Source organism: Siccirubricoccus phaeus (genome assembly GCF_008360935.1).
Lineage (GTDB): Bacteria > Pseudomonadota > Alphaproteobacteria > Acetobacterales > Acetobacteraceae > Siccirubricoccus > Siccirubricoccus phaeus.
The window spans coordinates 224367-237635 of sequence record NZ_SRXO01000004.1 but is presented as its reverse complement, the minus strand read 5'-3'; the positions used below and the strand labels follow the sequence as shown (position 1 = coordinate 237635).

Here is a 13269-nt window from a genome sequence, read left to right as displayed (position 1 = left end):
CTACTCTGACCGTGGGTTCCAGCCGCGGAGCAGGAGCGCGTTCGTGACCACGCTGACGCTGCTCAACGCCATCGCCGCGCCCGCGACCACCGGGCTGAGCAGGCCGAGCGCCGCCAGCGGGATGCCGACCAGGTTGTAGACGAAGGCCCAGAAGAGCCCCTGCCGGATCTTGCGGTAGGTCCGCCGCGACACGTCGATGGCCCCCGCGACCAGCGCCGGGTCGCCGCGCATCAGGGTCACGCCCGCCGTGTGCATGGCGACGTCGGTGCCGGTCGCCATGGCGATGCCGACGTCGGCCGCGGCGAGCGCGGGCGCGTCGTTGACGCCGTCACCGACCATGGCGACCACCTTGCCCTCGCCGCGCAGCCCGGCGACCGCCTCGGCCTTGCCCTCGGGCAGCACCTCCGCGACCACCCTGCCGATGCCCAGCGATCCGGCGGCGACGGCCGCGGCGCCTCGGCCGTCGCCGGTCAGCATGACCGTCTCGATGCCCTGGCGGTGCAGCCGGTCGACGGCGGCCCTGGCCGAATCCTTGACGGCATCGCCGAAGGCAACAAGGCCGAGGGTTCGGTGGTTCGGCGCCGTCTCCGCCAGCCAGGACACGGTCCGCCCGGCGGCCTCGAAGTCCCTGGCCACCGGGGCGAGCGCGTCCCCGGCCAGCCCGTTCTCCTCGAGCAGGCGCCGGTTGCCGAGGACGAGCGCGCGCCCCTCGAACTCGCCGGAGACGCCCCGCCCGGCGAGGGCGCGGAAATCCTTGGCGGATCCCTGCGGGATGCCCTCGGCCTCGGCCCGGCGCCGGACGGCGGCCGCCAGCGGGTGCTCGCTCCCGGCCTGGAGCGCGGCGGCCAGGCGGAGGACCTCCGCCGCGCCCGCCCCATCTGCCGGGACGACGTCGGTCACCTCGGGACGCCCCTCGGTCAGGGTTCCGGTCTTGTCGAAGGCGACCGTGGTGACCGCGTGCGCCCGCTCCAGCGCCTCGGCGTCCTTGATGAGGATGCCGTGCCGGGCCGCGGCGCCGGTCCCGACCATGATGGCGGTCGGCGTCGCCAGGCCGAGCGCGCAGGGGCAGGCGATGACCATCACCGCCACCGCGTTCAGGACGGCCGCCGTCGCGTCGCCGGTGACCGCCCACCAGCCGACGAAGGTGGCTAGCGCGATGCCGAGCACGACCGGCACGAAGACCGCGCTGACGCGGTCCACCAGCCGCTGGATCGGCGCCTTGGACGCCTGCGCGCCCTCGACCAGGCGGACAATTCTTGCGAGCACCGTCTCGGTGCCGACGGCATTGGTTTCCACGATGAGGAGGCCGTCGGTGTTGATGGAGCCGCCGGTCACCTTGGTGCCGACCGCCTTCTCCACTGGCAGGCTCTCACCTGTGAGCATGGACTCATCCACGCTGCCGCCGCCGTCGATGACGCGCCCGTCCACTGGGATGCGCTCGCCGGGGCGGACCACGACGACGTCGCCGACCCGGACCGCGGAAAGCGGCGCTTCGACCTCGATGCCGCCCCTGCGCAGGCGCGCCTTGTCGGGCCGTAGATCCATGAGGGCGCGGATGGCCGAGGCCGTCTGCCCCTTGGCGCGGGCCTCCAGCCACTTGCCGAGCAGGACGAAGGTAATGATGAGCGCCGAGGACTCGAAGTAGAGCGCGGGCGCGTGGTCCCCGTGCGCCGTCAGCAGCTCGTAGACGCTCAGGCCCCAGGCGGCCGTCGTTCCGAGCGCGACCAGCAGGTCCATGTTGCCGCTGAAGGACCGCGCGGCCTTCCACCCGGCCACGTAGAACCGCCAGCCCAGCCAGAACTGCACCGGTGTCGCCAGGGCGAACTGGACCCAGCCGGGCAGCATCCACCCGCCCTCGAACAGGTGCCCGGCCATACCGAGCAGGAGTGGCGCCGAGAGCGCGGCCGCAGCCACGAGGCGGAACAGGTCGCGGCGGCTCCGGGCCGCCGCCGCATCGGTCTCCTCCGCCGGGGAGAGCGCCTGCTCGACCGGACTGGCCTCGTATCCCGCCTTCTGAACGGCGGCGACGAGCTGATCGGCTGTGACGGCGCCCCGGGCGGCGGTGACACGGGCGCGCTCCGTGGCCAGGTTCACCTTGGCCTCGACGACGCCCGGCACCCGCTTCAGCGCCCGCTCGACCCGGCCCGAGCAGCTGGCGCAGGTCATGCCCTGGACGTTCAGGTCGAACTCGGCCACGGGAACCCCGTATCCCGCCTCCTCCGCGGCCCTGGCCACCGCCGCCGTGTCCGGCGCACCGATGAAGGTGACGCGCGCCCGCTCGGTGGCGAGGTTCACCGAGACGTCGGAGACGCCGGGCAGCCGCTTCAGGGCCCGCTCGACCCGGCCGACGCAGGAGGCGCAGCTCATCCCCTCGATGCCGATGTCCACCTCGGCACCGCCCCCGGCCTTCGCGGCAGTCCCGGTTTCCGCAGTCAGAGCGTCCATCCCGCCCGCCTCCCGACAATCTCGACTGCCGGATCAGATGGGGCTTCCCACAATGGCAAGGTCAAGCGCTGCCGCGAGGGGCGGCGCCCGGCCACCTCGAACTGGTCTGGAACTGCGAGGCCGGACCATGTCGTGGAGGCCCGATGCGGCATCGACGGCACCCGGAGGGAAGACCGCAAGCAGGACGAGGATGACGCGTTTCATCGCGGCCCGGGCAACGCCGAGTCTCGCGGGAGGAATCGGCCCGACGCCGTCCGGCGAGCCGATCCAGTATGTCAAAGTATGAAAGCGGTGGCAGCGGTGCCGCGAGGTCCGCATGCGGTGGCGCGCCCGCTCCGTGGCCGAAGACAAAGGGTTCGGCGAGGTCCAGAGGGGGAGGGCGGCACCCGACGGGGCAGGGCGCCTCGGGCTACTGACGGCCAAGCAACTTGCCCGTCCAGGCGATGTCCCGCATCGGGCGGCCGATCCAATGTTGCATCGGGCGAGGAGAGGGCATGGGGCAGGACGGTCGTCCGGCGGATCCGGCAGGCGCTGCGGAGGGAGGCGGCGCGCGGCACGCGGGGCTGACCCGGCTGCGCTTCTTCCTCATCGGCTGGGTCGTTCTCTACCACCTCGACCTGCCGCTGCACGTGACCGAGACCTACACCTGGCTCGCGCCCGTGCTGCGCCGCGGCTATCTCGGGGTGGACGGGTTCTTCCTGCTCTCGGGCTTTGCCCTCTGGCTCGGCTACCGGGCGCGGCCGCCAATGAGCCTGGCCGGGATCGGCCAGTTCCTGCTCCGGCGGGTGGCCAAGATCTGGCCGCTGCACGTCCTGGCGCTGCTGGCGTTGGCGCTGCTGGTGGGGTTGGCGGTCGCGCTGGGCGTGACCATCCGTGACCCGGACCGCTTCGGCCTGCGCGACTTCCTGCTGCAGCTCGCCCTGCTGAACGCCTGGGAGACGACCGAGCGCTTCACCTGGAATTATCCCTCCTGGGCCCTGTCGGCCGAATGGGCTGGGTATCTTGCCTTTCCCTTCCTGCTCCGCGGCCTGCTGCGGCTGCCGAGCGCTGCGGTGGCGCTGGTGGCGGCGGGCGGACTGCTCGGCCTCTGGTTGCTGACGCGCTGGGGCCCGGCGCCCTCGCTGAACCACACGCTGCATCTCGGGCTGCTGCGCTTCTTCCTGGAGTTCGGCATCGGACTTTCCCTCGGTCGCCTCGCGACCGAGGGCCGACTGCCCCGTGCCCTGCTCTGGCCAGCCCTGGCCGGGCTTCCGGCCGGGCTGCTGCTCGGGCAGGACGCGCTCGCCGCGCTGGGGCTGGCCGCCCTCGTCCCCACGATCTGGCTGGCGGGCCTCGGCCGCCCGGTGCCCGCGCGGCCGGACCTGCTGCTGCAACTCGGCGAGGCGTCGTTCGGCATCTATCTCTGCTGGGTCTTCGTCGAGGCCGCGGTGGTCGGGGCGCTGCGGCTGATCGACCCGGGCTCGCCCGGGCGAGCCGCGCTGATGGTGGCGGGCTACCTGGCCACACTGCTGGTCGGTTGGCTGGCCTGGCGCTGGGTGGAGATGCCTGCCCAGCGCTGGATCCTGCGGCGGCGGGTTGCGCCGCCGCCGCTCGGCCTCGCACGGGCGGCGACGGAACGGCCTGGCGCCTGACCAGGGCAGGATTCCACGGCTCGGCAACAACCGTCACTCCGCCACCGCGAACGACTTTGGCTCCCGCGCCGCCGCCCGGGCCAGGCGCCAGTAACAGTCAGGAGGACTGGACCGGCGGCTGCGCGGGGCGAAATGCCACATTCTCTCGGTCTCGATGCGCCACAGGCATCCCGAGCGGGACGCCGCGCGCAATCGGCTGGTGCCGACGCCCCCTCGTAAGCGGGGCAGCGCGAGCCGGGGGCCCTGCACCTTGTCGCCACCACTCCCGCCTCCTTGCCGGTCGGGTGACCGAGGCGGGAGCATCCGGCCCTTCCACACGGCAGGGTCAGCTCATGCCGGACATGTTGTAGCCCTGCATTCCCGACATGCTGTGCCCCGCCATGCCCTGTGCACCCATGCCGGACATGCCACCGGTCTGCTAGGCGGGCGGGGGACTTGCCTGCTGGGCGCAGGCCGCGAGCGAGAGGCCCAACGCCAACGCGAGGCCGGTGCGGCGAAGCGTCCTGGTGTCGATCATCCCGGCGTGTCTCCTTCGTTGCCGTCCCCAGCGCTGCGGGGCGGGCTAGACGGTTTCCACCACGAACGTCCGGACCCCAGGCCGGGACGGCCCGACCGAGTATTTCAAAGTATGTATGCGGCCGAGCCGCCGGGGCGCTTGACCTTCCCACAGGGGAAGGGGGCACGGTCTTGGAGACCCGCATCATCGACGGAGGAGAAGATGCCGCCACCCGAGAGCTTGGAGGAGCAGATCCTGGCGGCGCTCGAGCGGGCCCTGGCGGAGGGGCAGGCGGAGGCGGCCGAGCACCTGCTGCGCGCCCTAGAGGCGCTCTGCAGCGATGCGTCGCCGGGTTCGGTCCTGGCGGAGGCCTATCTCACGTCGGTCGGGGCGCGGGCGCCGGATCGGTCCCGCCACTGAGGAGGTTGGCCAGTCGAGCCTCGGGCCAAGGGCCGGATGGGAACTGGGCCTCCTGATCGGGCTGGCTCAGGGGGGGCGAACCCGAGGCCGCAGAAATCGGGAGGAACCATACAAGGCCGCAATACGCGGGCCCCGCAGCTCCGCCGCCAAGCTGCTGTCGGGAATCGACGACCCATTGGGCGTGAGATGCCTTGTCCGCCCGACCGGGTGCGCCGCATTTCCCGGCGGGCGGCACCGGGGACCAACGAAGGCTGTGGAAGCTGCCGCGAAGCCAGCGGCCCGACCTCGTCATTTTGCCCCTTGATTCCGTACTTAGGTACGGACCCCACATCGGGCGCGAGGTGACGAGATGACTGCGGGACTGACCATCGGCAGGGCCGCCCGGGCGGCAGGCGTCGGCGTTGAGACGATCCGGTTCTACGAGCGGCAGCGCCTGGTGGCGCAGCCGCCGAAGCCGGAGGGGGCGGGCGTGCGCCTGTACCCGGCCGACACGGTCGAGCGCATCCGTTTCATCAAGGACGCGCAGGAACTCGGCTTCTCCCTGCGCGAGATTCACGAGCTGCTGGCCCTGCGAGCCGACCCCGCCGCGGACTGCTCCGACGTGCGAGAGCGGGCGACGGCGAAGCTCGATGACGTCCAGCGCAAGATCCAGCGTCTTCAGGACATCGGCGCCGCGCTGGAGCGGCTGATCGCGGCCTGCCCCGGGCGCGGCGGCCTGCATGCGTGCTCGATCATGGACGCGCTGACTCACCACTCCGGCGACGGCGGGACGGCGTGCTGTTCCAACCCAAGCCAAACCACGAAGGGAGTCCACCGATGAAGAACGCGACCTTCAGGATCGAGGGCCTGCGCTGCGACGGCTGCGCCAACACCGTCAAAGGCCTCGTGGAGAAGGAGCCCGGCGTGAAGGCGGTCTCCGTCTCGTTCGCCGAGGGCGAGGCCCGCGTCCTCTACGACCCGCAGGCCACGGACGAGGAGCGCCTGGTCGCGACGATCCAGAAGCCCGGCTTCCGCGTCGTCGAGCGCCGGTGACCGACGGCGCCACCCTGGCGAGCCTGGTTCTGCTCCCGGTGGGCCTCGGCCTGCTGGGCTTCGTCGAGCCGTGCTCGATCGGCTCGACGCTCCTGGTCATCAAGCACCTGGAGGGCCGCGGCGCGGCCAGCAAGCTCGCCCAGGTCGGCGTCTTCGCGGCCACCCGCGCCGTGTTCGTCGGCCCCCTGGGCGTGCTCGCGGTCGTGCTGGGCAGCGCCTTCGCGGGGTTCCAGCGGGCCGCCTGGGTGGGGCTCGGCGCCGTCTACGTGCTGATTGGCTTCCTCTGCCTCACGGGCAGGGCCGGGGCGCTGATGGTCTCCCTGGGGCCGGGCCTCGCGCGCCTGTCCGGCACCCGCGGCTCGGCCGCCCTCGGCCTCCTGCTCGGCCTCAACATCCCGCCCTGCGCCGGGCCGCTGCTCCTTGTCCTGCTCGGCGCGGCGGCCGCGGGCGGCGCGTCCGGGGCGACGTTCGCCAGCGGCTTCGTCTCGCTCGCCTTGTTCGGCCTCGCCCTGTCGCTGCCGCTCGTCCTCGCCGTGCTCTTCGAGCCCGCCCGGCGGGCGCTCGACTGGCTCGCGGGGCTGTCCCGGCGCCTGCCGGTCTGGACGGGCCTGCTGCTCGTCGTCCTCGGCGCCTGGTCCATCAAGCTCGGCCTGTCCGCCCCGGCGGGGCCGTGAACAAGGAGATCACCATGGCCACGGCAGCAACAGCCGAACCCGGCTTCCGCCCGTGGACGGAGGAGCCCGCCGCCCGGCCGGACCGGGCGCGGATCCGCGCCCGCATCGGCGGCCTGCACTGCTCGCTCTGCACCGGCACCGTCGAGAAGGCGCTCGGGCGCCAGCCCGGCGTCGACAAGGTCGCGGTCAGCCTCACGCACGAGCAGGCGCTCGTCGAGTACGACCCCAAGGTGGCGCGCCCCGAGCAGCTGCTCGGGGTGCTGCGCGACATCGGCTACACCGTCTCCGACCCGCGCAAGCTGCGCAGCTTCGAGGAGGAGGAGCGCGACCTCGTCCGCGAGAGCCGCCGCTTCGTCATCGCGGTGGCACTCAGCATCGCCTCCATCCCCATCATCGCGGACCCGACGGTCGGCTGGATCGGCTTCCTTCCCGCCCTGGTCTGCCTCAGCCTCGGCGCCATGGTGTTCCTGGTCCTGAAGAAGACCAGCCTCTGGGCCGCCAGCCTCGCCACCGGCGGCCTCACCGTCATGGCCCTGGGCCTGCTCTACCTGAACCTGCAGGGCCACCTGACGCGGATCGGGCCGTGGGCCGTCGCGGCGCTCGCCGTCGTGCTCGTCTTCGGGGTCGCGCAGCACATCCTGGTCATGGCCTGGCAGGCGCTGCGGCGCGGCATCCTGAACCAGCATGTGCTGCTCGAGATCGGCGCCTTCGCGGGCCTCGTCGGCGGCGCCATCGGGCTCGCCGTGGACCGCCCGGGCTATCCGACGGCGGCGTTCTTCGCCGTGTCGGTGATGGTCGCGACCTACCACATCTTCTCCGAGTGGCTCTCGCTCATCATCAAGACGCGCAGCTCGCAGGCGGTGAAGAAGCTGCTCAACCTCCAGGCCGAGACGGCCCGCGTCCTGCGGAACGGCGCCGAGGCGGAGGTGCCGCTCGAGGCGGTTCGGGTCGGCGACCTGGTCCGCATCCGCCCGGGCGAGCGCATCCCCGTGGACGGCAAGGTCGTGGGCGGCCGCTCCGGCGTCGACCAGTCGCTGGTGACCGGCGAGCCCATCCCGGTCGAGAGGGCCGAGGGTGACGCCGTCATCGGCGGCTCCATCAACACGACCGGCACGCTGCTGGTCGAGGCCACCGCGGTCGGCGAGGGCAGCTTCCTGCACCGGATCGTCCGCGAGGTCGAGGACGCGCGGGCGCTGAAGCCCGGCCTCCTGCACCTCGTCGACCGGGTGCTGCGCGTCTACACGCCGACCGTGCTCGTGGTCGCCGGGCTCGCCCTCGTCGGCTGGCTGGTCGGCTCCTGGCTCGCCACGGGGCAGGCCGACGTGGAGCGGGCGGTGTTCGCCTGCCTCAGCGTGCTCGTCATGGGCTATCCGTGCGCGGTCGGCATCTCGGCGCCGCTCTCCATCGTGCGCGGGGCCGGGGAGGCCGCGGAGCGGGGCATCCTGATGCGCACGGGCGAGGCGTTCCAGGGCTACCGGCTGGCGACGAAGGTCGTGCTCGACAAGACCGGCACGCTGACCGAGGGGCACCCGCTCGTGCGCGAGGTCGAGGCCGTTGAGGGGACGGAGGACGAGCTCCTCGCCCTGGCCGCCGCGGCCGAGGCGTCCTCCGAGCACCCCCTCGCGCAGGCGGTGGTGAAGGCGGCCTTCGAACGCGGTGCCGTCCCGCCGGAGGTTGAATCCTTCGAGGCCGTCCCCGGCAAGGGCGTCGCCGCGCGCATCGGCAGCGGCGAGGTCCTTGTCGGCAGCCCGCGCTTCCTGGCGGAGCGCGGCATCGACCTGGCGCGCCTCGCCGGACGGATCGGCGCCCTGGAGGAAGCCGGGCGCACGGTGATCGCCGCGGCCCGGGACGGGCGCGCGCTTGGGGCCCTGGCCCTGGGCGACACGCTCCGGCCGGACGCGGCGCGGGCGGTCGCGGCGCTGCGCCGGGCGGGAGTCACGCCCATCATGGTCACCGGCGACAACGAGCGCGCGGCGTGGCGGGTCGCGGCGGAGCTCGGCATCGAGGAGGTGCACGCGGGCGTCCTGCCGCACGAGAAGGCGGAGACGGTGCGCCGCCTGCAGGCTGACGGGAGCCGGGTCGCCATGGTCGGCGACGGCATCAACGACGCGCCCGCGCTGATGCAGGCCGACGTCGGCATCGCTATGGGCGGCGGCACCGACATCGCCATCGAATCCGCCGACATCATCATCCTGTCGAACCGCCTGGAGGCCCTGCCGGTCGCCCGCGAGGTCAGCCGCCGCAGCTACGGCAAGATGCTGCAGAACGTGGCGCTCGCCTTCCTCTTCAACGGCGTCGGCATCCCGGTGGCGGCCACTGGCCTCATCCACCCGGTGTGGGCGATGGTCGCCATGGCGGTCAGCGTCACGGCGATCTTCGTCAACTCGCTCTCGGGCCAGCCCAGGCTGTTCTTCGAGGCCATCTCGAGCGTCGGGCAACCGACAGGGACGGCGGCCACGCCGACCGCGGCGTGAGCGGGGTGGGCAAGGAATTGGCCGGGGCGCTCGACGAGCGCGAGCGCCTCCTCCGGATGCTCGCGGCGGCCACCTTCGTCATCTTCTTCCAGGCCTACATGGTCGCGCCGATCATACCCGCCCTGTCGAACACCTTCGGGACGTCGGTCGAGAGGATCGGGCTCATCGTTCCGGCGTACCTGATCCCCTACGGGATCGCGACGCTCGTCTATGGCCTCCTGGCCGACCGGCTCGGCATCCACCGCGTGATGTTCGCGTCGCTGGCGGCCTTCTCGGCGCTCACCGCCCTGACGGCGACGGCGGCCTCCATCGAGCAGATTGCCCTGTGGCGGATCCTGACAGGGCTCGGCGCCAGCGGCGTCGTGCCGCTCGGCCTCGCCCTCGTCGGCCGCATGTTCCCGTACGAGCAGCGCGGCCGCCCGCTCGGGTGGCTGTTCGGCGCCATGGCCGGAGGGATGGCCTTCGGCGCGCCGCTGGGCGCCCTTGTCGTTCCGTTCGTCGGCTGGCAGGGGCTGTTCCTCGTGGTCGGGGCGGCCGGGGCTGGTCTCCTGCTCCTGTTCCTGCCCTATCGCCGCATCGCCGCCGCCGCGGCCACGCCGGTGACGGGCACGCTCGGGGACCTCTTCCGCGGCTATCGGGAGCTGCTCGGCACGCCGCGGGGGCGTCGCACCTACGGCTACATCCTCGTCAACTCGGTGTTCCACTCAGGTATCTTCACCTGGCTCGCCGTGTACCTCGAACGGCACTACGACATCGGTCCCGTCGGCATCGGCCTGGCGCTGCTCGGATACGGCGTGCCGGGGTTCCTGCTCGGGCCGCTCATCGGCCGGGCGGCGGATCGCTGGGGCCGTGCCCGGCTGCTGCCCGTCGGCCTCGCGCTCGGCGCCCTCGCCGCCGCGCTCCTGATCGTCGGCTTCCCCGTCGTCCTCGCCCCGCTGGTCGCGATGCTCCTCTCCCTGGGCTACGACATGACGCAGCCGCTGTTCGCGGGCATCGTCACCTCGCTCGGCGGCAAGCGGCCGGGGCAGGCAATGGGGCTGAACGTCTTCACCCTGTTCGTCGGCTTCGGGCTCGGCAGCCTGGTCTTCGGGGAGCTGCTCCGCTTCGGCTTCGGGACAGCGCTCGGAGCCTTCGCCGCGATGGAGGCGGCCGCGGCCCTGGCGTCGATTGCGCTGTTCCGGTCGGAGCGTCCGTCCGGCGCGGCCGGGTCCGCAAAGGCGTAGCCGAGGGTCGCGCGCCGACCGCGGCACCTGACGCAAAGAGGCCACGCCATGGCGCGCGGCTGCCCTGTCTGGAGAGCCGGGTTCTGCACGGCCGTCACCTCGGTCGGGCCCGGCCCTCGTACATGGAGGTGAGCGGCTTCGGGCCCGGCAAGTAGCCGGTCTTCAGGTCGTCCAGCCGGAACCCGGCCGCCTGGACGAGGTCGTCCATCTTGCGGTTCAGGTGGCAGCCCCCGGCGATGCGCCTCCAGGTGGGCGTGAGGCGGTCCTGCCACCAGACGACGCCCGGGTCGGGCGCAAGGCCGTGCTCCACGAACAGCAGCGCGCCGCCGGGCCGCAGGACGCGCCGCGCCTCCCGCAGCGCCGCGACCGGATCACCGACGCTGCACAGCGTCCAGGTGGTCACGACGGTATCGACGCTGTGGTCCTCGAGGGGCAGCCGTTCGCTCGCGGCCTCGACAAGCTCGACTGGGGAGCGCGCGCCGCGGGACCGGGCTTCGGCCATCCGGAGCAGCGCGGGCGACGGGTCGACCCCGACGGCGGAGGTGACGTCCGGGCCGTAGAAGGCGAGGTTCAGGCCCGAGCCGATGCCGAGCTCCAGCACCCGGCCCGTGGCCTCACGCCCAATCCGCTTGCGGAAGGGCACGAGCACCCGGTTGCGCATGGCGAGCGCGATTAGCCGGGGGAGGACGAAGCGCTCGTAGATACCCATGGTGGGTCCTTCATCCCGGTTCGGCTCCGGGGATCGGGTCGAACGCCACGACGGGGAGGCCGCTGACATTCATGATGGTGCGGTAGGCCGCCCCGGTCCCGGCCAAACGCCGACACGCCCGCCGGGGCCGAACGGGCTCGGTATGCCGCGCACGTGCGGCAACGGCGAAGTCGGGAGACCCTGCCCGATCTCCCGGCTGGAAGTGTCGGCGACGGTTATCGGCCCGCTGCAGCCCGCCAGCAGCAGGCCAAAGGCCAACAGGCACATCGCTGCACGCGGTGCAGAACCCCGACGCCGCGCGCCGCGGACGTTCATGTGCTTTCCGTGCATCGTGTTTCTCTCCCATCTGTCCGGCGTTTCTGAGACACCGGCTCCGCTCGTATTCCCGGCAACGGTGATGTCTGGCGGCCGTGCGCCGCCCTCCGGGCCAAACGAAGGGCCAGCGCGGGCACGACGAGCCACTGCAGCAGGGGCGAGGCACCCACGTCGAACCCGAAGACCGGCACCACCGGCATCAGTTCGGAGTAGGCCCAGCTCTCGCGGACCACGATGTTCAGCCATTCGCTGAAGGCGGTGTAGCCGAGCCCGAACGCGATGGTGAGCGCGGCGACCGCCCCGAACCGCCGGACGGGCCAGTCCCGGTGCCCGGCGAGCACGAGGCCGAGGACCAGCGAGGCGAGGGCGATGAGGAGGTCGCCGAGCGTGCAGTGGACCACCGCGAACAGCTTCTCGCCCGCCGTCCCGGTCCGCCAGAGCGTGTAGAGCGGAAGGTGGGCCGCCTCCCACGCGAGGTCAGCCGCGGCGACTGTCAGCAGGTAGGCGCGCAGCGCGGACAGCCAGTTCGCGGGGGTGGTCACGGATGGCAGCCCTCCCGGAGGCTCGTGGGGCACCCCGCCGCCCGAATGGTGGGCGGCGGGGCCCCTTCGGTCAGCCGTTGCCGGGCTGGCCACCGCGCGGGGCGGACGGGGAGCGCTGCATGCTCTCCATCATCCGGTTGCAGTTCTCCATCATGCGGTTCATCTGCGCCGGGTCCATCTGACCCATCATCCCGCCGTGGCCCATCATGCCACCCCGCCCCATCATGCCCTGGTCGGGGGCGTGCTGCGGCGCCGGGGCCTGCGGCGCCTGGGGCTGGTTTCCCTGGGCGAGGGACGTCCCCGCACCGAGGGCGGTGGCGAGCAGGACCGTGGCGGCCACGGGAATGCGCTTCGTCGTCATGGTAGGTCTCCTTGATTCGGTTCGGGCGCAGGCGGCGCCTTCGAAACCGCAGTTGCACACGTCAGTGGGACGGGCTGCCGCCTGGGTTCGCGGGGATGCCCGGCTTGGCCGAGGCGTTCCCGTCGGAGCCGCCGTGACCCTTCATGCACATCGCCATCATCGCGGCGCAGGGCAGGGTGTAGAGCAGCGGCAGCACCGCCGCCGCTCCGAGCCAAGCCCACCCGGCCAGGAGGCCGGTCGCCGCGAGCGCGGCCGCCAGGACGAGGAGGCCGCTGCGCCCCCGCAGGAACGCTGGGGCGCTGGCCCAGACGGCGGAAAGCCTCGATGGTCGGCTGCTGTCGTCGCGCGGGACGGGCGCGCCCGGGGCGAGGTCCTGCGTGGGGGTGGAGGTGTTCATCTCTCGAATCCCTTCGTTGTGCCGCGTGGCGCGGCGCGTGGGGGTGCGTGCCCCGGGGAACCGGCGGCGTGCCTTGCTCCGCGGCGCCCGCGCGGCCCGGGCATGACGCGCCGGATCGGGCGGACGGCGGCCGACCGGAACCGCCCGGGTGGGCGGCCCCGGCGGTCAGGCGAACGGGATGGGAGGATCGAGCGCGGGTTCGATCGACAGCCCCTCGCGGACGTCGGCGCCGGTCCAGTAGGCAACGGAGGTCCAGGTCAGCGGCGACGCCGCCGAGATCGTGGGCGCGGGCAGGCTGGCGAGGGAGACGCAGCCGAGCGCGTCGACGCAGGCGGGGGCCGTCTTGCAGGGCGCAGGTGCCTGGGCGTCGCCGGAGGAAGCCCGGTGCTCCGCGGCGGCCATGTGCATCGTGTCGCACCGGACAGCGGAGGCCGCCTGGACCGCTGGCGCCCCGACCAGGGCGACGGCGACCAGGATGGCGAGCAACGGCCCGAGAAGGCGGAGCACCATGTTGTCGACCTAGGTGGAGGGGGCGAGTGGTTCAAGGCGC

General features: G+C 72.7%; 13 protein-coding genes. 7 read left to right on the top strand and 6 right to left on the bottom strand.

Features of this window, described 5'->3' with window-relative positions:
• Positions 1-2445, bottom strand: coding sequence for a heavy metal translocating P-type ATPase (locus E5N76_RS07685; RefSeq protein WP_149536700.1), 2445 nt, complete (start codon positions 2443-2445; stop codon positions 1-3).
• Between the two features lie 494 nt (positions 2446-2939).
• Between E5N76_RS07685 and E5N76_RS07680 the strand changes: the two genes are divergently transcribed.
• The 7 genes from E5N76_RS07680 to E5N76_RS07650 all read left to right on the top strand — a co-directional run bounded on the left by E5N76_RS07680 (position 2940) and on the right by E5N76_RS07650 (position 10395).
• Entirely contained in the window at positions 2940-4076 is a 1137-nt protein-coding gene (locus E5N76_RS07680; RefSeq protein WP_187830045.1) for an acyltransferase family protein, read from the top strand.
• A 718-nt stretch (positions 4077-4794) separates the two neighbouring features.
• On the top strand, positions 4795-4992 hold the full coding sequence (locus E5N76_RS07675) for a hypothetical protein (RefSeq protein WP_149536698.1): 198 nt from the start codon (positions 4795-4797) through the stop codon (positions 4990-4992).
• Between the two features lie 349 nt (positions 4993-5341).
• Positions 5342-5812 carry a MerR family transcriptional regulator gene (locus tag E5N76_RS07670; RefSeq protein WP_149536697.1) on the top strand — a complete coding sequence of 157 codons (471 nt, stop codon included), beginning with the start codon at positions 5342-5344 and terminating at the stop codon, positions 5810-5812.
• Complete coding sequence (locus tag E5N76_RS07665; protein ID WP_149536696.1) at positions 5809-6024, top strand: heavy-metal-associated domain-containing protein; 216 nt, start codon at positions 5809-5811, stop codon at positions 6022-6024. The genes E5N76_RS07670 and E5N76_RS07665 overlap by 4 nt, the downstream gene beginning before the upstream one ends.
• Entirely contained in the window at positions 6021-6698 is a 678-nt protein-coding gene (locus E5N76_RS07660) for a hypothetical protein (protein WP_149536695.1), read from the top strand. Before E5N76_RS07665 ends, E5N76_RS07660 begins: the two co-directional genes overlap by 4 nt.
• Positions 6699-6712: 14 nt before the next feature.
• Positions 6713-9172, top strand: coding sequence for a heavy metal translocating P-type ATPase (locus E5N76_RS07655; RefSeq protein WP_149536694.1), 2460 nt, complete (start codon positions 6713-6715; stop codon positions 9170-9172).
• Positions 9173-9177: 5 nt separating this feature from the next.
• A complete protein-coding gene (locus E5N76_RS07650) occupies positions 9178-10395 on the top strand; it encodes an MFS transporter (protein ID WP_235907606.1) in 1218 nt (405 codons plus the stop codon).
• A 94-nt stretch (positions 10396-10489) separates the two neighbouring features.
• On the opposite strand, the gene E5N76_RS07645 is transcribed toward E5N76_RS07650, so the two are convergent.
• The 5 genes from E5N76_RS07645 to E5N76_RS07625 all read right to left on the bottom strand — a co-directional run bounded on the left by E5N76_RS07645 (position 10490) and on the right by E5N76_RS07625 (position 13229).
• The gene (locus tag E5N76_RS07645; protein WP_149536693.1) at positions 10490-11104 is read right to left on the bottom strand and encodes a class I SAM-dependent methyltransferase; all 615 of its coding nucleotides are present in this window, start codon (positions 11102-11104) and stop codon (positions 10490-10492) included.
• A 311-nt stretch (positions 11105-11415) separates the two neighbouring features.
• Positions 11416-11961: an ABC transporter permease gene (locus E5N76_RS07640; RefSeq protein ID WP_207791896.1), complete on the bottom strand. Its 546-nt coding sequence runs from the start codon at positions 11959-11961 to the stop codon at positions 11416-11418.
• A 70-nt stretch (positions 11962-12031) separates the two neighbouring features.
• Positions 12032-12322, bottom strand: a complete 291-nt coding sequence (locus tag E5N76_RS07635; RefSeq protein ID WP_149536692.1) for a hypothetical protein — start codon at positions 12320-12322, stop codon at positions 12032-12034.
• Between the two features lie 61 nt (positions 12323-12383).
• A complete protein-coding gene (locus E5N76_RS07630; protein WP_149536691.1) occupies positions 12384-12719 on the bottom strand; it encodes a hypothetical protein in 336 nt (111 codons plus the stop codon).
• A 165-nt stretch (positions 12720-12884) separates the two neighbouring features.
• Positions 12885-13229, bottom strand: coding sequence for a hypothetical protein (locus E5N76_RS07625; protein WP_149536690.1), 345 nt, complete (start codon positions 13227-13229; stop codon positions 12885-12887).
• Positions 13230-13269: the final 40 nt, after the last annotated feature.